The organism is Methanomicrobiales archaeon HGW-Methanomicrobiales-1 (assembly GCA_002839675.1).
Taxonomy (GTDB): Archaea; Halobacteriota; Methanomicrobia; order Methanomicrobiales; family Methanospirillaceae; genus Methanoregula.
This window is the reverse complement of sequence record PGYM01000001.1, coordinates 736-18,263: the sequence shown is the minus strand read 5'-3', so window position 1 is coordinate 18,263 and position 17,528 is coordinate 736. Positions and strand designations below refer to the sequence as shown.

17 protein-coding genes are annotated in these 17,528 nt (G+C 51.7%); 10 read left to right on the top strand and 7 right to left on the bottom strand.

Annotation, left to right across the window (positions count from 1 at the left end):
• Positions 1-20: 20 nt before the first annotated feature.
• Entirely contained in the window at positions 21-1,160 is a 1,140-nt protein-coding gene (locus CVV30_00090) for an MFS transporter (protein ID PKL69816.1), read from the top strand.
• Between the two features lie 54 nt (positions 1,161-1,214).
• Positions 1,215-1,394, top strand: a complete 180-nt coding sequence (locus CVV30_00085) for a hypothetical protein (protein PKL69815.1) — start codon at positions 1,215-1,217, stop codon at positions 1,392-1,394.
• A 50-nt stretch (positions 1,395-1,444) separates the two neighbouring features.
• Here CVV30_00085 and CVV30_00080 read toward each other — a convergent pair whose 3' ends face one another.
• The 6 genes from CVV30_00080 to CVV30_00055 all read right to left on the bottom strand — a co-directional run bounded on the left by CVV30_00080 (position 1,445) and on the right by CVV30_00055 (position 5,691).
• Complete coding sequence (locus CVV30_00080) at positions 1,445-2,188, bottom strand: macrocin-O-methyltransferase (protein ID PKL69814.1); 744 nt, start codon at positions 2,186-2,188, stop codon at positions 1,445-1,447.
• Positions 2,189-2,350: 162 nt separating this feature from the next.
• Positions 2,351-2,779 carry a hypothetical protein gene (locus CVV30_00075; protein PKL69813.1) on the bottom strand — a complete coding sequence of 143 codons (429 nt, stop codon included), beginning with the start codon at positions 2,777-2,779 and terminating at the stop codon, positions 2,351-2,353.
• 125 nt (positions 2,780-2,904) lie between these two features.
• Positions 2,905-3,108, bottom strand: a complete 204-nt coding sequence (locus CVV30_00070) for a hypothetical protein (protein ID PKL69812.1) — start codon at positions 3,106-3,108, stop codon at positions 2,905-2,907.
• A 65-nt stretch (positions 3,109-3,173) separates the two neighbouring features.
• Entirely contained in the window at positions 3,174-4,019 is an 846-nt protein-coding gene (locus CVV30_00065; GenBank protein PKL69811.1) for a hypothetical protein, read from the bottom strand.
• A gap of 88 nt (positions 4,020-4,107) precedes the next feature.
• Complete coding sequence (locus tag CVV30_00060) at positions 4,108-4,737, bottom strand: hypothetical protein (GenBank protein ID PKL69810.1); 630 nt, start codon at positions 4,735-4,737, stop codon at positions 4,108-4,110.
• A 60-nt stretch (positions 4,738-4,797) separates the two neighbouring features.
• Positions 4,798-5,691, bottom strand: a complete 894-nt coding sequence (locus tag CVV30_00055; GenBank protein PKL69809.1) for an alpha/beta hydrolase — start codon at positions 5,689-5,691, stop codon at positions 4,798-4,800.
• A 103-nt stretch (positions 5,692-5,794) separates the two neighbouring features.
• On the opposite strand from CVV30_00055, the gene CVV30_00050 reads away from it, so the two are divergent.
• Positions 5,795-6,367 (top strand): flavoredoxin, encoded by a 573-nt coding sequence (locus CVV30_00050; GenBank protein ID PKL69808.1) that lies wholly within the window; start codon positions 5,795-5,797, stop codon positions 6,365-6,367.
• 49 nt (positions 6,368-6,416) lie between these two features.
• Here CVV30_00050 and CVV30_00045 read toward each other — a convergent pair whose 3' ends face one another.
• The gene (locus CVV30_00045) at positions 6,417-7,388 is read right to left on the bottom strand and encodes a hypothetical protein (GenBank protein ID PKL69807.1); all 972 of its coding nucleotides are present in this window, start codon (positions 7,386-7,388) and stop codon (positions 6,417-6,419) included.
• A 248-nt stretch (positions 7,389-7,636) separates the two neighbouring features.
• Between CVV30_00045 and CVV30_00040 the strand changes: the two genes are divergently transcribed.
• From CVV30_00040 to CVV30_00010, 7 genes are all read left to right on the top strand, one after another.
• The gene (locus CVV30_00040) at positions 7,637-8,776 is read left to right on the top strand and encodes a hypothetical protein (protein ID PKL69806.1); all 1,140 of its coding nucleotides are present in this window, start codon (positions 7,637-7,639) and stop codon (positions 8,774-8,776) included.
• Positions 8,773-12,804, top strand: coding sequence for a hypothetical protein (locus CVV30_00035; GenBank protein ID PKL69805.1), 4,032 nt, complete (start codon positions 8,773-8,775; stop codon positions 12,802-12,804). The genes CVV30_00040 and CVV30_00035 overlap by 4 nt, the downstream gene beginning before the upstream one ends.
• Before the next feature lie 39 nt (positions 12,805-12,843).
• Positions 12,844-13,209, top strand: a complete 366-nt coding sequence (locus CVV30_00030) for a response regulator (GenBank protein ID PKL69804.1) — start codon at positions 12,844-12,846, stop codon at positions 13,207-13,209.
• Positions 13,210-13,324: 115 nt separating this feature from the next.
• Positions 13,325-14,434, top strand: a complete 1,110-nt coding sequence (locus tag CVV30_00025; GenBank protein ID PKL69803.1) for a hypothetical protein — start codon at positions 13,325-13,327, stop codon at positions 14,432-14,434.
• A 132-nt stretch (positions 14,435-14,566) separates the two neighbouring features.
• Complete coding sequence (locus tag CVV30_00020; protein ID PKL69802.1) at positions 14,567-15,016, top strand: hypothetical protein; 450 nt, start codon at positions 14,567-14,569, stop codon at positions 15,014-15,016.
• Entirely contained in the window at positions 15,013-16,131 is a 1,119-nt protein-coding gene (locus CVV30_00015; GenBank protein ID PKL69801.1) for a hypothetical protein, read from the top strand. The genes CVV30_00020 and CVV30_00015 overlap by 4 nt, the downstream gene beginning before the upstream one ends.
• A gap of 99 nt (positions 16,132-16,230) precedes the next feature.
• The gene (locus CVV30_00010; protein PKL69800.1) at positions 16,231-17,271 is read left to right on the top strand and encodes a hypothetical protein; all 1,041 of its coding nucleotides are present in this window, start codon (positions 16,231-16,233) and stop codon (positions 17,269-17,271) included.
• The last annotated feature ends 257 nt before the right edge of the window (positions 17,272-17,528 follow it).

The following is a 17,528-nucleotide window of genomic DNA, read 5'->3' as shown; positions in this document are numbered from 1 at the left end:
CCGGCCTTGCCGCTGCCCACATGGTCACCGACATCTACATGCCGGTGCTGCCTGCGATACTGCCGCTTCTGATCCTCAATAACGGGTACTCGTATTTTACCGCGGGTCTCTTAATCACGGCCTACAATGTCACCTCGTCGTTCACCCAGCCGGTATTCGGCTGGCTCTCCGACACAAAAGGACTGACTATCAATATCAGCGTCAGCCTGCTCATATCGGCGGTATTTGTCGGCCTGATGGGCATTGCCCATAACTATTATCTCATCATGCTCTTTGCCATACTCGCCGCACTCGGTCATGCCTGTTTCCACCCGGCAGCGCTGAGCATGGTGAGCCGCCTGTGCAGCAGCGAGAACCGGGGCAGGCTCACGTCATACTTCGTTGTTGGCGGTAATTTCGGGTACGCAATCGGCCCGGTACTGGCCGGGGCCCTTGCCATGTGGCTGGGACTGCCCGGGCTCCTCCTGCTCATTATTCCAGCAGTCATCATGGCCTTTGCCTTAAAGTATATCCTGCCCGGGGGCATCACGAGAGCCTGCCCCCCATTAGCGACACCGGGGGATACACCCCCTGTAGTCACGTCAAAAAAACCGTTCATCATCCTGATGATTGCCTCCATCCTCAGGGCCTGGGCAATTTTTGCCGCAGTCACGTTCCTGCCTACCTATCTCGTCTCGCAGGGCTATGACCTGGTGATGGCGAGCGTGATAGTCACCCTGATGCTGCTGGCCGGCGTTGCCGGGCAGATTGCAGGAGGACATTTCTCGGACCGGTACGGCAGGAAAGAGTTCATGATCTTTGGCCTCGTGCTCTGTATCCCCCCGTTTGGCATCTTCATGCTTACAGGCGGGATCCTGTCGATCATCGGCCTGATCCTCTTCGGGTTCTTCCTCTGGTCCACCTTTGCCGTGGCCGTTGCCATGTCCCACGAGCTCCTGCCCGGGAACGTAGGGCTCGCCTCGGGCATCATGCTCGGGCTTGCGATCGGGTTCGGGGGTCTCGGCGTGGCAGTCAACGGCATCATCGCCGACCATTACTCACTTGCCGCAGCGCTCGGTACGATTCCGATCCCGATTGCTTTTGCCATTATCCTGATGATCATCCTCCCCTACCCGTGGAAGACGCTCCGGCAGAAACACATTACCGTACCCCCCCGGTAAAACCCGGTATCATTATATGGTCGGATTCAGAAATGAGATCTGTGAGGATTGATTATGGATAAGACAGGTATTATTGCATTAATCATCGGCATTGTATTGTGTGCACTGGGATGCTATGGCATCTGGGCGTTTCTGCCCCAGGTCATTATCGCTGTTGAAGGAATGATTGGGATCGTAGTCCTCTGCATCGGACTCATGCTGGTCCTCTTTGGCATCCTGATTGTCAAGGACTAGATAATCCCTCACGGGTTTAAAAAAAGAACAAAAAATATCTCTATTTTTTTTCAGACCTTGACAACAAGGCATTGGGAGCCTGCGGTTTCGAGCACCGGCTCTCTCTTGTCTGCAAAAAAGTCATCGAATGCTTTCTTCACGCCGGGTGCTGTCACATAGTCGTGGGAGAGGATGATGCCTCCCGGGGTCATCCGGGAGTAGAAGAACTCAAGGCAGAGCTTGGAACTCTCGTAGGTATCAACGTCGAGATTCACCATCGAGAAGTTCTTATCTACAACAGGTCCTGAGGTATCGGGAAAGAATCCCTTGTAGAAGAACACGTTGCTGTTGCCTTTGAGGTATTCCTGGACCGATTCGAACGATGCGGCAAATTTGCCTTCGTAAAACGGCCAGACCATATCGATATCTTCAACCTTGGGCAATCCTTCGAACGTATCAAAGAGGTGAAGGGATTTATCACCCTTTGCCGAGCAGATAATCTTTGCCGAACCGCCTTTGTACACACCAACTTCCGCAATATCGCCCGGCACCTTCTGCGTCCGTTTCACGGCCATGTAGATGTGATAGGCCTCAATGTCTTCGAGCAGCAGTTCGGTTTCTGACCGTATTTTCTTTAAGATCCGTGCAAACTCCTTGCGTTCCAGACAACCGTAGTGGGAGAACCTGCCCCGGTTTGCGATATCATTGCCAATAAAGGGTTCAAAAAAAACGAACTTGCGGAATTTTAATAAAAGCCTGCTTGGCAGGACGGAATCCACTGCACTGAACAGTTTTTTCTTATGAAACAGGCTCATGTCGTAATGAATAGGTTTTTCTGAAATTTATAGTGTTTTATACCAGAATTCCGGGTGTATCCTGGCATTTTTTTCATAAAAGGGATGAGTGTCCGGTGAGTGTTTTTCCCGGCAGCGGTCTTTCAGGATGCTGCCGATGACAGTGGCAGGAAATCGTCCCGATCAGTTCGGGGGCTGCCCTTCCACATCCATTTCATCCAGGAACGGCATCAGCCCGGCCACGTACGGCATACTCTTCCCCTCTTTTGAACAGGTCTCTCCTACCGTGACAATTTCGATCATCAGGGGAAATTCGCGCATGGTCTGCTCAAACGAGGGATCGTTCTCCCGGGTAAACTTCAGAAAACTTCCTACCGCAACATACGGTCGTTCAAATTCCGGGACATGGGCAAATTCCTGCTGGACGGACTCCAGCGTGCGGGTGCGGGCCAGGTCTTCTTCGAAAAAAAGGGTAACCGTGACCCCATACGTGCGGGCAATCTCATCAAGAAAACGGACATCGAGAGTCCGGCCTTCAAAAATACCAAGGGCACCCAGTTTTTCTGCAGGCGTCGTGCCGCCAAGGGCAGACCAGGCTTTCATTTTTTCCATAAAAAAGGTGGGTGGGCGACAGGTGTAAAGCTATGGATTGTGGCCATTCAACCCCCTCCGATCCGGATAATTTCATGGACGCAGGCGCAGGAAAACGAATGGGCTGTTTTTACCGGAAAAAGGAATTACTCCCTGCCAAATTTGTTGAGCAGGGAAAAACCGACACCAAAGAACAGGACTGCCGCAACCGGCCAGACCGACCAGGTGATTCTCCCATTACTGTAGATATCAATGCCGACAAAAAAGACACAGATCATGATCATTACGGCGATCTGGTACCACCATTTCTTCTCGCCTTTTCCCTGCATGGCTTCTTTCATCATACTCATAATATCAGATGATGTTGTGCCTGATGAATAAAAAAAGATTGTAAACGGGGACCGTAAATCCCGGTTCAGATATTTCCCTGGGTTGATCCCAGTTTTGGCATGAATGCATTCTCGATAAGATCCTTGTTAAACGACGTGGGGACCGTGCCTGTCCGGGCATAGGTATAGAGCGCGGTAACAAAGATGCCCTGCATGGCCGATGCCACAACTGCGAGAATGGCAACTACGATTATCAGCAGCGCGATAGCGAGCAGGAAACTCTGGCTGACCATCCAGATCCCAAAGATCGCGATAGCTGCGATGATCCCGATTACGAGAAATACGAGGAAGATCGAGCCGCCGCCCACAATACTCTCGCCCCAGGTCTTTTTGATCAGGGATACGGAGTCTTTCACCGAGTCGACAACGCCTTTGTCCTCAAGAACGAGGATTGGGACGACAAAGAAGGTGACAAGGCCCCAGGCCCCGCCAATCAGGGCTGCTGCGATCTGCCCGATAAAGCCAACATTGTCCTCAAGCACCTGGAGAATGATGCCAACAGTTGCAGAGACCAGTGACCAGGCAAGGATCGAGCCGATGTGTTTTGTGGCATTCGAGAGGCCATCGTTGATCGTTGCTTCCTTCCCGTTCAGCCGTGCATTGACGCAGGTGATCAATGCTGTGTTAAAGAAGATCACCACGAAGTAGCTGGCCGCATAGAAGACAAACAGGAGCCCGTAGAACATAACCGGGCCAAAACCGGTATTGTTCATGAAACTGCCGGTAAGAATCAGCGGAAGGGCAAAGGTGAGCAGGACAATGAGCGACACAATACCCGAGAGTAACGGAAACACGAGAAGTTTTTTGTCGTCCATGAGAATGTTCCAGCTCGTTTTTACGAGCGCGAAACTTCTGCCAATACTTTCAAACATAGGATCGAATGATGGGATGTTTCATATGATGAAGGTTATGAGCCCGGGCAAAAGGAAAGGAAATTATTGGGCTGTTAAGCCAGTCCGGTTACTCATCGCGCCTTACTATGACAAGCAATGCAAGACCGGAGGCAATGATTCCCGCAGTCAGGGTAAAACCTGCTGATTTTGTTGGATTCGGCGGGATGGGCGGGGGTGTGAGCGTAGGAAGCACGGTCGGGACCGAAGTCCCTGGCTCTCCTGCAACCGGCTGGCTGAGGGTGATAACACTACCCGGAACCACGTTGCCGGCAGTATCCAGCTCTTCTACCTGCAGCACCATCACCTGCCCGGCCTGCGCCTGCGGGACGACCCCGTCAATGGTGATGGAAAGGGAGATATCATTGTTGTTGGGGTAGGAGAGGATCTCCCCGTTGACAAACGCGGTCGAACCCGAGGCGCTCTGCTGGGCGGCATTCCGGCCATTCTGGATTACCTGGATGTCCCACCGGGCATTCAAAAGTTCGGTCTGCATCTGGAGCTCATGCCCCTTGATAAATGTCGTGGAACCTGAGGGACCGATGTAATACATTGCAGTCACGTGCTGCTGCCCGCCGGTAACAAGCGGCGGGTTGGGGGTATAGGACACATCGGTGAGTGCCATAGTCGCTGCAACCGGGGATACCAGGAGCAGGAGGAGAACGATAACAAAAGAAACAGGTACGATTCTGTGGGTCATAAGGTTCAGCAAAGGGATGTCAGCAGGAAAAACAATAGATGTATCGCTCTGCCCTGCCGGTTACCGGGCCAGGGTGTCCTGCACGAATGACCCGATGTGCTCAATCGCTCTTTTGGCTTCCGGCACATCACGGGAAAAGACCTGCCAGCAATGGAACATCCCTTCCCAGAGTTCCAGCTGAACGGGTGATCCCGCCCAGCGCGCTTTCTGGACAAAGGCTGCCACATCCGAAAGCAGGAGCTCGTGCGTCCCGACCTGGATATAGAGCCGGGGGAGCCCGTGCAGCTGGGCATGCACCGGTGATGCGAGTGGATCTTTGGGATCCTTTCCTCCCAGGTATACCGTGCGGATCGCATGGAGCCGGGCCGGGGTGATCCAGTCGAGTTCCGCATTTCTTTCAACGGATTCTCCGGGAAACTGCATATCGGTCAATGGTGACAGGCAGACTGCTGCAAGGGGAAGAGGCAGTTTCCGATCCCTTGCAGAGATCAAAAGATCGATCACCAGCGTTCCCCCTGCCGAGATGCCAATCGGGACAATGTGATGGGGGGGAGTCCCGTGAGCGATAAGGTACTGGTAGGCGCAGAGAGCATCTTCCGCTGCTGCAGGAAAGACATGCTCGGGGGCGAGCCGGTAGTCCACCGAGAACACCCTGGAGCGGCAGGCCCGGGCTAGGTTTGTGCAGATACCGATATGATCCCGGGTCGAGCCCACGGTAAATCCCCCGCCATGGAGGAAAAGGACCGTGCGTTCCGGCAGGGACTCGGGAACGGTGATCCAGAACCCGTCCAGCCCGTCGCGGATCACCACCTGTTCCAGCTTCGGCTGCTCAATCTCCTGGAACTCCGCATACAATTTGGAAAACTCTTCGCGGGCCCGGGCAGGCAGTTTATTGGAGTCCGGGATTCCTGATTTGAGCGCGGAGAGGAGATCCCCGATTGGATCAATGATCATTATCTCTGGATTTGGTGAGACAGGGAAATAAAGTAAGGGGGTGCACCGGGCTGGAGAATGCAGGCCAAAAACCTAATAACAGTCCACGGGCAACGGAATCGTAATGAAGCGATCCTTTGGTCCACGCACGGTTGCCTACCCGCTCCCGGTATTTCTTGTCGGGACGTACAACGAAGCCGGGAAACCCGATGCCATGGTTGCTGCATGGGGAGGCATCTGTTCTTCCGATCCCCCCAGCATCGCGGTATCGGTCCGCCCCTCCCGCCAGACCTACCGGAACCTGATGGCAAAAAAAGAATTTACCGTCAGCATCCCCTCGGCTGGTCAGGTGAGCCGGGCGGATGTATTCGGGATCGCATCGGGGGCAGATACCGATAAATTCCTCCGGGCCGGGTTAACACCGGTAAAAGCGGAAAAAGTCGATGCCCCGTATGTGGGAGAATGCCCGGTTGTGCTGGAATGCCGGGTCTCACAGACGGTTGTAATCGGTTCCCACACGCAGTTTATCGGCGAAATCCTTGATGTGAAGATCGATGAGAAGGTGCTGGACGCAGGGGGAAAACCCGATCTTGCAAAGATCAATCCCATGGGGTTCGATGTGACCCGATCCGAATACTTCCGGTGCGGGGCCGTTGTGGGAAAGGCGTTCAGCGCGGGAAAAAAGCATCTTTCCTGAAACATTCCTATTTATCCAATTGTTCGGGCAGACAGGAACAAAAAAAAGATTATTTCCGGATTCTTGCAAACATCCCGACACATACTCCTCCCATGATGAGCGCGATTAAGGCGACTGATGGGGATAACGGAGCTTTTGTGGTGGGAACGGGAGTCATTGTTTCCGGCTCCGCATTCAGGGTTGCATACAGGTCAACGGTCTGTCCTTTTGCCGGGTATAGTTCAATGGAGCCGGTATAGGGGATATATCCGGATTTATAGACGGTAAATGCCCGGTAGGGAGTGCCGGTAACAAACACCTTGACACTGAGCGTTCCCTTGGCAATAGTACCCTTGACATCGTTGTCGAAGGAGACTGTGGCCCCGTCAACATTAGAGTGAACATTGTACCACCCGATATCTCCCCCGATACTCGTGGGTGTTGCCGTAGGAGTGGGAACCGGGTTGATTGTTGCATAGAGATCAACGCTCTCCCCTTTCATCGGCATACGGTCGATATTCCCCTTATAGGAAGTGTAGCCATCCTTCTTTACGGTAAAGGTATGGTACACGCTAGCGGTTGAATAGACCGGGACGTAGACCACGCCCTGTGAGACCACGCCTTTGTTCGTCTCATCGAGCAACACCGTTGCGCCGTCGACATTGCTATGGATAATATACCATCCTACGTCCCCGCCAACGGCAGCTGCGGTGGTCGTGGGCAACTCGTTTAAGGTTGCGTAGAGATCAACGCTCTCGCCCTTGACAGGAACTTTAGTTATGGAATCGACAAAAGTCGCGTATCCAGTTTTCTGGACGCGGAGCGTTGTATAGGGTGTGCCGGTTATGGGCACTGCTACCGTCAGGGCGCCCTGCGGCGCAGTCCCGACAAATTTGTCATCGAGATAGATATTCGCCCCGTACACATTGCAGTGGATTGCGTACCATCCCTGGTCGCCGCCGATTTCGTCAGCGGATACCGGCGAGAGACAGGCGATTGCCGCTATTCCCAGAATAACGAGCATCAGATACTGTTGTTTCATGTAAGACCTCCAGAATGATTACTTCACCTTTGTAAAAACGGATATTAAAAATTCTCCCTAATGATGGGAATCATGCCGGGTAAAAAATGACCGGATAACCGGTTCCGGGGATTACCGGGTATGAATCCTGATCGGACGTGGAAAAGCCCTCAGGGTAACTGTTTTTTAAAAAGAAACGCCCGTCTTCAGGATTATTATGCATGGCAGGAGGTTTATTATGCTACTTTAGATATTAGTCTGTAACCACTATGTCTCCCAGTTTCTGTTTTTCAGCGGATTCAGCAAGTGAAATTTCCGAACGGATCAGAAACTTTTCGGATTTTCGCCCAACGCTCGGGATCATCTTCAGCTCCGTAGCCCTCGGTATTCCGGATCTTGCATCTGAAATCTCCCGTGCAGGATTCCCCGTGTTCGGCTGCTCAACTTCAGGAGAGATCCTGGCCGGGGAAGAGGAAAACCCGGTACTCGAGCAGTCTGCCGTGTGCTGCCTGTTCGATATCGATCCCACTGTTTTTTCTGTGGCCCTATTTGAGAAAAACGATATATCATCCTTTGACTTCGGGAGCCGGATTGGTTCCTGGGGGAAGGAAAAGTTTTCCCGTCCAGCCTATATCGTCACCATGTCAGGTCTCAAGAATGACGGGGAGGCATTGGTCCGGGGTATTGAATCGGTAAATCCTCCCGGAACCCGGATCTTCGGGGGAATTGCCGGAGATGACGGGAAATTTTTGGAAACCTATGTTTTTTCCCATACGGGATATTCAGCAGATGGTGCTGCCGTGATCGTGTTTGACCAGTCCCGGGTGGAAGTCAATGGCATTGCCACCAGCGGGTGGACGGGTGTGGGAGGAGAGATGGTGATCACCTCCTCGGAAGGAAATATTGTACGGTCCATCAACAACCGCTCTCCCGTTGAGATTTTCAAGGAATACCTTCAGGTCAGAGACGAGGACCTCCAGGATATGGCGGTATCTTTCCCTCTGCTGGTAAAGAGGCCGGATGGATCCGAGATTCTCAGGACATTCCTTTCCATCAATTTCGAGACCGGTTCTCTGGCGTTTGCCGGGACCATGCCCCAGGGGACCAGGGTGCGGTTCTCCAGTTCATTCGGGCACGAGATTATTGAAAAATCAGTCCAGGACCTCACGACATGGCACCGGCAGCACCCCCGTGCAGATCTCATCTTGCTCTTCTCCTGCATGGCACGGCATCATGTTTTCGGACCTATGGTAACCGAAGAGATATCTGCGGCATCGGATCTCTGGAACGCCCCGCTGATCGGCCTTTTCACCTATGGCGAGATTGGCCACAACTTTGCCGGGATCTGTGATTTCTACAACGAGACACTCAGCCTTGTCTCTATCGAGATCCTCCGTGATCCACGATGAAACCGCTTGACTTGTTCTGGACCGAATTGCAGCCGCATCTTAAGCGCCTGCCAGCGGAAGAACAGGAAAAACTGAATGCAGCATTTGGTCGTGCGGGAAAAGAACATTCTCTTCTCGAATCAAAATATCACCGTGCAATCCGTGACCGGGCCGCAGTCCATTCCCTGCTCAAGAAGTCCTCAGAAGATCTCATCCAGAGATACCAGACAATTTTCGAGAACTCCGGAACAGCGATGGCAGTCATTGAACATGACGGCACGATATCACTGGTCAATACCTTATTCTTACATCTCCTTGGTTACCGGCGTGAAGATGTAGAAAACCGGATGAATGCCTTTGCCCTTTTCGAAAAAAGCTTCCAGGATCTTGTCCGGGACTATCACCAGCGCAGGAGGACCGGCGATACAACGGTGCCGCACCGGTACGAGGCACGGGTCGTAAACAGCGAGGGAAAAACCATGGAAGTCATCATCATGATCGGGCTCTTCCCCGGGACCAGCCAGAGTGTGGCATCGATCATTGATATTTCGGACCGGAAGCGGATGGAAGATGAACTCGGGTTGTTCAAAGCTTCCGCCGACCATGCCTATGACGAGGTATTCTGGCTCGATTTTGATGGCAATATGCTCTACGTGAACGATGCGGCCACACGGAATACCGGGTACTCGCGGGAAGAACTTCTTGCCATGAAGATCTTCAAACTGGACCCGGATTTCGACCCGGCTGTCTGGCAGGGATTCGTATCCAATCTCAGGAAGGAAAAAACGCAACTTTTCACCACGCGTCACCGGTGCAAGAGCGGGGAAATCATGGACGTTGAAATCGTGGCAAACTATGTCACGAAAGATGGCAGCGAATACAGCTTCGCTTTTGTCCGCGACATCACAGAACGGAAGCGGATGACCGACGAACTCAGGTTGTTCAAGGCGTCTGTTGACCATGCCAATGATGAAATATTCTGGTTCAATTTCGAGGCCCAAATCCTTTACGTGAACGATGCAGCTTCACGGGTTACCGGGTACTCGCAGGAAGAACTTCTATCCATGAAGGTTTATGAACTGAACCCGGTCGTCAATCCTGATATGTGGGCGGAATTCATGGCAACCCTTCGGAAAGGCGAGTCCCTGCGGTTCGAGACCCGGCACCGTCGCAAAAACGGGGAGATCATGGATGTCGAAATCGTGGCAACATATGTCACGGAAGACACCAGCGAATACAGTATTGCCTTTGTCCGCGACATTACCGAACGCAAGCGTACGGAGGCGGAACTGGCAGCCAGCAAGGAATATCTTGCCCGGATCTTTTCGTCTATAAAATCAGGCATCCTGGTCATCGATGCAGAAACCCACACCATTGTGAGTGTGAATACTGCCGCAGCCGGAATGATTGGACTTGACGAAGAGGAGATAGTGGGGAAGGTCTGCCAGCAGTATATCTGCCCGACTCAGTGCGGGAAATGCCCGATCACGGATCTCCACCTGACCGTTGATAACGCGGAACGAATGCTAATTACGGCTGATGGCAGGCAGATCCCGATTATCAAGGATGTCATACCGGTCACCCTGAATGGTCGTTTATGCCTGGTGGAAACATTCATCGACAATACCGAACGCAAACGCGCGGAACAGGAAATTCTCCACAAAAATAACGAACTGACCACAACATACGAGCAACTCGCAGCAGTCGAAGAGGAACTCCGGGAACAGTTCGACAAACTTGCCGCAAGCCAGAAATTATTGCAGGAAAGTGAGGAAAAGTTCCATAGTGTCTTTAACAATGCAAATGATGCGATCTTTATGCATCTCATCGGGCCATATGGCCCGGGAATGTTCGTGGAAGTCAATGATTTCATGTGCAGGTCGCTGGGGTACACCCGGGAAGAACTTCTCACGATGACCGTAAAGGACGTCTTATCCGCAGCTAACCAGAAAAATGTCCCGGACATCGGCCAGGCTTTAAAGGAGCGGGGAGAGACTACTTTTTACACGGAAGTCAGACGAAAAGACGGAACGGTATTTCCCGCTGAAGTAAACTCGCGCACATATCATCTCGGGGGGAAAACGGTGATTTTGGCAGTAGCGAGGGATATCACTGAACGCACACGTGCGGAACAGGCACTTCTCCACAAAAATGATGAACTTGAAGCTGCGTACGAGCAGATGACTGCTGTCGAACAGGAGCTCAGGATCAATTTTGAGAACCTCACCGAAACCGAGAAAAAACTCCGGGAGAGCGAGGCATGGTCACGGGAATTTGCCGAACTTCTCCCCCAGTTCGTGTACGAGATAGACACGAGCGGCAGGCTTACCTTTGTAAACCAGTTCGCCACTGATGTTTTCGGGATCACCCGCCCGATGCTTGACGCCGGCCTGAACATGCGGGATATCATCATTCCGGAGGAATGGGACCAGGTACAGCGGAACCTGGGCCAGATCCTGGCAGGTAAGAAAACCACCCTCGACATATATCACCTCAGAAAGAAGGATGGGAGCCTGATGCCGACCAATATTTCCACAGCCCCGGTCTATCGTGACGGGGCGCTCAGGGGATTCCGGGGCATCGTTGTTGATATAACAGAATCACTCAACACGCAGGAGGCACTTTTAAAGAGCGAGAGCCGGTTCCGGGAACTCGCCGAGCTCCTGCCCCAGATTGTGTTTGAACTGGATGAAAACCTGAAGTTCACCTTTTTTAACTGGAATACCATTGAGATGACAGGATTTGCCTATGACGACCTGTCACAGAAAAAGACCGGCATAACGGATATTATCCTTGAGTCCGATCGCCAGTCGGCTCAATCTTTTTTTGCCCACATCCTCAAAGACAGTACCAGTGGACAGTTACCATGCAGTATCGTTTCCCTGGACGGAAAGGAAATTCCCGTTACGATTTATGCCACCCCGATTATCGGGGAAAACCGTGTTGCGGGAGTCCGGGGAGTTATCGTTGATATTGCAGAACAGAAAAACCTTGAACTTGCGCTCCGGGAGAGTGAACTACGGTTCCGGGAGCTTGCCGAGCTCATCCCGCAGTTGATTTTCGAGACAGACCGCAACTTCCGGTTCACGTATTTCAACCTGGCCGGTATGGCTCTCACCGGGTATTCTAACGAGGACTTATCTAAAGGACTTGATGTTTTTTCCCTTGTTGACATCGCTGAACGGGGTCCGTTCAGGGAATCGTGCGTAAAAATCCTTATGGGTGAAAATGTGCCCCCGATCCAGTTCTCCCTCGTGACAAGCGAGAAAGAAATGGTTCCGGTTATCATGTACGCGTCGCATATCTTCAGAGGGAACGAATATGCGGGAATTCGCGGAATTATCGTAGACATTGCCGACCAGAAACGGCTCGAAAAAGCACTTGCAACACTGAACCAGAAACTCAACATGATGAACAGCGTGACTCGCCACGATGTCTTAAACAATATCACCGGACTCCTCGGCCTTGTCGATATGCTGGGAGAGATCACGACAGACAGCAATGCACAGGTGCTGATATCAGAGGTCCGCAACCTGATCATGGCAATAAAGGACCAGATCATCTTTACCAAGGACTACCAGAGCCTGGGGGTGAAAGCCCCGCAGTGGCAGAGTCTCTGTCACGATATCAGGTACGCTGCAACAACCATCGGGCGAGAAAATGTTCAGGTGACGCTGCCGGAATCCGATGCCGAGATCTATGCAGATCCCTTTTTCGGCAGGGTATTTTACAACCTGATCGACAACAGTAACCGGCACGGGGGATCGGTCAGGTTCATCTCGATTGAGACTGAAATTATGCCTGACAAGAGTCTCATTATCCGGTACCGTGACGATGGTATTGGTGTCCCTCCCGATGAGAAGGACCTGATCTTTGAACAGGGTTATGGGAAAAATACCGGCTTTGGCCTTTTTATCATCCGGGAGATACTGGGAATTACCGGCCTGAGTATCCGGGAGACCGGGACATTCCGGAGCGGAGTCCTGTTCGAGATCACGGTCCCCAAAGAGTCATGGAGACCGGCAAAAGTAAACGAGTGCGGTGATTAATATCCAAAAAATTACGCGTATTGGCACGGTGAATGAACGATGACGAAGATCCTCTTGGTTGAAGATGATGATATTGTTGCACGGGTTACTATCTGGCGCCTGCAAAAAATTGGATACGAAGTCTGCGGGAGGGCGACGAACAGTGCCGATGCCCTTTCCCTGGCACAGGAACACCACCCCGATCTCATTCTTATGGACATCAATATTGACGGCCCCCATGACGGGATAGAGACCGCGAAGATGCTCAAAGATATTTCCGATGCACGGCTCGTGTATATTACGTCACAGACTGACGATGAGACCGTTGAACGTGCGGTCGATACTCACCCGGCCGGTTTCATAGCAAAACCCTTTGATACCAAGGATCTCAAGATCGCAATCGAGATCGCACTCCAGAAAAAATAACCGTTTCTAAAAAAAATCAGGGGTGCACCTGTGCTCATGCTTCCCGGGCAGCCGCAATCGAACGGATCCTGATTCACTTTCGGGAGACTTAATAGTGGTCGACGCTCATTTTTGTATGAGCATAATGCTTCCACTCCACGATATCACCAACCCCAAGTGTGCAGAATGCGATCTTCTTTTGAAGAGCAAGAGCCGGTTCCGGGACCTTGCCGACCTCCTCCCCCAGATCGTATTCGAACTCGATGAAAACCTGAATTTTACCTTTTTCAACTGGAATGCTATCGAAATAACCGGCTATGCGTACGACGAACAGTCACAGACCGCACACGGTATATTCAATATTATACGGGAATCTGATCGCGAGCAGGTAAAACATTTTTTTACCAGCCTTCAGCAGGATATTGCCAGCGGCCAGATCGAATGCGGAATTGTTACCCATGATGGCAGGGAAATTCCCGCTATCATCTATGCCTCCCCGATTATCGGCGAAAAATGCATTGCAGGAATCCATGGGGTCATCGTAGACATTTCAGAGAAGATACGGCTCGAAAAAGCGCTCGAGCTGACGAACCAGAAACTCAACATGATGAACAGCGTGACACGCCACGATGTCATGAACAATATTACCGGTGTTCTCGGTCTCTGCGATATGCTTGCTGCAACAACAACAGACGCCCATGCAAAGGGGCTCGCCACCGAGATCCGTGGCCAGGTTTTAAGGATAAAAGAGCAGATCCTCTTTACCAAAGATTACCAGAGTGTGGGGGTGAAAGCCCCGCAGTGGCAGAGTCTCTGTCACGATATCAGGCACGCTGCATCAACCATCGGAGGGGATACGGTGCAGGTGAAACTGCCGGAATCCGATGCCGAGATTTATGCAGATTCCTTCTTTGGCAGGGTTTTTTACAACCTGATCGATAACAGTCACCGACACGGGGGAGCGGTCCGGAACATCTCGGTTGAGACGGAGGTTATACCCAACGGGAATCTTGTTATCCGGTACCGTGACGATGGCACCGGCATCCCTTTGGATGAGAAACAGAAGATCTTTGAACAGGGATATGGCAAGAATACCGGCTTTGGCCTCTTTTTTATCCGGGAGGTGCTGGGGATAACCGGCTTAACCATCCGGGAGACCGGGATACCCGGGAGCGGGGTCCTGTTCGAGATTACCGTGCCGAAAGCAGCGTGGAGAGTGAAGGAGAGCTCTCTCATCGATCAATAATTGTAACCGCTTTCATTACGAGGTTATTTTACTTTCATTGTGACTCTGATAGGTCACTCCGTTCTATCATGCAGGCCGCGAACAAGATAGGTTAACACAAGTTTTATATTGTAAACATCAATACATTTACACATGTTCCTGCCAATGAACGATAAACAGTTCAAGTTCTGGAAGATGCGGCGCAGCGGGATGTCGAACATCTCAATTGCAAACCTCATCGGGATAACACGGCAGGGCGTCTCACAGGCGCTCCTCCTGATGGATGAAAAGATCGAAGCCTCTCTGCGGGAGATGGCCAGGGCAAACCGGATCCAGATTGAAAAGATCGATATAGAGCGGGGCATCCTGTTCGGGAAATCTATACCCTTCCAGACCAATGCCTATATTCTTGTCTCGGAGAAGCATGGTATGCAGGTCTGGTACGAGCATGATGGCGATTGCATTTCCTGCGACGAGTTCACAAAATGCATCGAGTTCATCTGGGACTTCGCAGCCGAGCTGGGGATAAAACTCGAAAAGACCCAGGACCCGACCAAGATGGCAGAGGAACTGCTCGCAAAGATACGGGAGGATCAGGGATGACCCGCATATCTGAAATTGCTGAACACTGGTGGCTCGGCCTGTGCCCGAAAGCACCAGTGGTCCGTGCCTCGCAGGCAGGTATTGGTGATCCGTTTGAACCAGCCCATGAGGGCAGACCGGATGGCGGTGCCGGTAGACCGGGAACAATCCGGCGGGGAATCGGGGCCGCCCTGTCTGGCACGAAGACGCTGGCGCAGAACCGGCAGCTCCTCTGGTTTACGCTTCTTGCCGGGCTTGTGCTGGGGGGAAACGCCATCGGCCAGGCGGCACTCCGCTACATCGGCAGGACCCTCCAACCGGATATAATCGTACATTATGCCCTGGACTTTTTACTCGGGTTCGCAACACTGTTCTGCCTCGTGTTCTTACTGGCGGGCCTTTTTTTGAGCATCTCGTTAAAAAAAGAAGGTTCAGCCTCATTCCTTGAGGGGCTTTACAGGGCAAAAAAATACCTTAAATCTATCTTTTTATGGTCCCTGGTTCTGGTACTCGCAGCCATGCTGCTCATCTATATCTGGAGTCATTTTTTCTACTGGTTGCCACCTGAACTCCGGTTCCTCAATATCTTAGGGCCTTTTCAGTTCATTGCCAGCACAATCACCCAGTTCCCCTTCAACTGGACTCTCGACTGGGACATGTTAACCGAGATTCCGGGCTATGGTGGACGATCGCTGCTGTTATGGATATATCCATTCGGGTTCATGGAGACCCTGCAATTTTCGGCGATCACCCTGCTCCTCTTTATCCTGACCCCGTTTGTCGTGCCCCTTGTCGTACTCGAGCAAAAAACTCTCTGGGAGGCAGTCATGGGATCGTTTGCCATGATGAAAAAGATCTGGGCCGAGGTAGCTGCGTGCGCCCTCTTCCTCGGGGTTATCGTATCCGCTGTGTTCCTTATGTACCTGCTCGTCCAGGCAGTATCAGGTATAGTATCACCTTACCAGACAATCACATTTCATCCCCCCGGCTCGTGGATTGTTCTTGCCCTCCTCTATAATCTCGCACTGTTAACCGTTGTATTTGTCGTAGCAACAATCGGAGGAATCGCAGCGCAGCATCTTTACACCTCGGCAAAGAACCGAAATATCACCGAATCTCCAGAACCACACTCATAACTTTTTTTTGGGTCCATCCCTGTTGGTAATTTTGGTAAAATGATGCTGCCAGAATACAAATAAGGTAGTTTTATATTGTAAATATCCATACATTTACATATGTCCAAACCAGCCAGCAACAACCTGTCCGGGCCCTGGAAGATGATCCTGCTGCTTCTCATAGCAGGTGCAGCAGTCCTGATGATATCTCCTGTATCTGCGGAGAAGCCGTACGTTACTATCGTCGCGCAAGGCGATCAGTCCTATTATATGGGAGAAAAAGTGATCTTCAGCGGGATGAATACAGATTCCGATTCCACGTACCTCTTCATAACCGGACCCAACATTCCCGAGAAGGGTGGAAAACTTTCTTCACCGCAGCAAAAACCGGTCAGTGGAGATCCCGGTTCATTTACCCTGGTGAAAACAAAACCGGATAAAACCTGGGAATATCCCTGGTATACGTCTGACCTTAAGCTGGATGCCGGCTCGTATACCCTTTATGCAGTGAGCAAGCCAGAAACAAAAGACCAGTTCAACGATGTAACAACCTATGGTACGGTCAGTATAATATACAAAAAACCCTTCATCATCGCTGAGATCTCCCCGGCAACAATTTCAAAAGGAATGCCCTTTACGATTTCCGGCGTTGCGGAAGGAATCCCCCCAGTGGTCCAGGTCTGGATACTCGGTAAGAACTACTACACCAAGTCAATTGTATCTGTCAACTCTGACGCCTCGTTCAGGTACGTAGTCCCCCAGGAGGTCACCAGTCAACTTGCAGGCGGCCAGAACTTCGTGATTGTCCAGCACCCGATGCGGAACAACGCGTTCGACATCGATGTCCGCGGGGATTATGTCAAACTGAACAACGGCATGAATGTCTTCAGGATCAATGGCCCGGGAAGCCTGCAGGGCAGTGATACGGCAGACGCACTCATCGCCGCAATCAGCGATCGGGAGGCACACGATAACACGTATACCAATGATACGTATACCATAATCCCATTCCAGGTCACTGATGCGGGAAGTTCGACACCCGGAGCAACAGCAGCTACTACCGCTCCGGTTCAAAGTCCAACCCAGTCTGCCCTGCTTCCATTTGCCCTGATCGGAGCAGTCGTTCTGGTTTTGGGAATTGTAATCTGGAAGGGGCATTAAGATCTTTTTTTTAACGGATGACCAGGTCATCCTTTTTTGTATATGTCACGCAGGCCGCGAACCCTCCGGTATCCGATGAAACGATACGATGACATAATGAGAGCATTCGCTCTCTAGTGAAACATTACAAGAACAGTTTCCTTGTGTAAGAAGGAGAAGTGATAGCAGCTTGGTATGGTTCCCGGGGACTCGCGTACCTCAGTACAGCATACTACGTGTCTCGGCTTAACTTCTGGGTTCGGAATGAGACCAGGTGT

Excerpts from the sequence above, each read along its gene's own strand:
- CVV30_00080 (PKL69814.1), bottom strand. The coding sequence starts at position 2,188 with ATGAGCCTGTTTCATAAGAAAAAACTGTTCAGTGCAGTGGATTCCGTC.
- CVV30_00020 (PKL69802.1), top strand. The coding sequence starts at position 14,567 with ATGTTCCTGCCAATGAACGATAAACAGTTCAAGTTCTGGAAGATGCGG.
- CVV30_00065 (PKL69811.1), bottom strand. The coding sequence starts at position 4,019 with ATGTTTGAAAGTATTGGCAGAAGTTTCGCGCTCGTAAAAACGAGCTGG.
- CVV30_00075 (PKL69813.1), bottom strand. The coding sequence starts at position 2,779 with ATGGAAAAAATGAAAGCCTGGTCTGCCCTTGGCGGCACGACGCCTGCA.
- CVV30_00060 (PKL69810.1), bottom strand. The coding sequence starts at position 4,737 with ATGACCCACAGAATCGTACCTGTTTCTTTTGTTATCGTTCTCCTCCTG.
- CVV30_00090 (PKL69816.1), top strand. The coding sequence starts at position 21 with ATGGTCACCGACATCTACATGCCGGTGCTGCCTGCGATACTGCCGCTT.
- CVV30_00015 (PKL69801.1), top strand. The coding sequence starts at position 15,013 with ATGACCCGCATATCTGAAATTGCTGAACACTGGTGGCTCGGCCTGTGC.
- CVV30_00040 (PKL69806.1), top strand. The coding sequence starts at position 7,637 with ATGTCTCCCAGTTTCTGTTTTTCAGCGGATTCAGCAAGTGAAATTTCC.
- CVV30_00030 (PKL69804.1), top strand. The coding sequence starts at position 12,844 with ATGACGAAGATCCTCTTGGTTGAAGATGATGATATTGTTGCACGGGTT.
- CVV30_00055 (PKL69809.1), bottom strand. The coding sequence starts at position 5,691 with ATGATCATTGATCCAATCGGGGATCTCCTCTCCGCGCTCAAATCAGGA.
- CVV30_00050 (PKL69808.1), top strand. The coding sequence starts at position 5,795 with ATGAAGCGATCCTTTGGTCCACGCACGGTTGCCTACCCGCTCCCGGTA.
- CVV30_00045 (PKL69807.1), bottom strand. The coding sequence starts at position 7,388 with ATGAAACAACAGTATCTGATGCTCGTTATTCTGGGAATAGCGGCAATC.
- CVV30_00035 (PKL69805.1), top strand. The coding sequence starts at position 8,773 with ATGAAACCGCTTGACTTGTTCTGGACCGAATTGCAGCCGCATCTTAAG.
- CVV30_00085 (PKL69815.1), top strand. The coding sequence starts at position 1,215 with ATGGATAAGACAGGTATTATTGCATTAATCATCGGCATTGTATTGTGT.
- CVV30_00070 (PKL69812.1), bottom strand. The coding sequence starts at position 3,108 with ATGAGTATGATGAAAGAAGCCATGCAGGGAAAAGGCGAGAAGAAATGG.
- CVV30_00010 (PKL69800.1), top strand. The coding sequence starts at position 16,231 with ATGTCCAAACCAGCCAGCAACAACCTGTCCGGGCCCTGGAAGATGATC.
- CVV30_00025 (PKL69803.1), top strand. The coding sequence starts at position 13,325 with ATGAGCATAATGCTTCCACTCCACGATATCACCAACCCCAAGTGTGCA.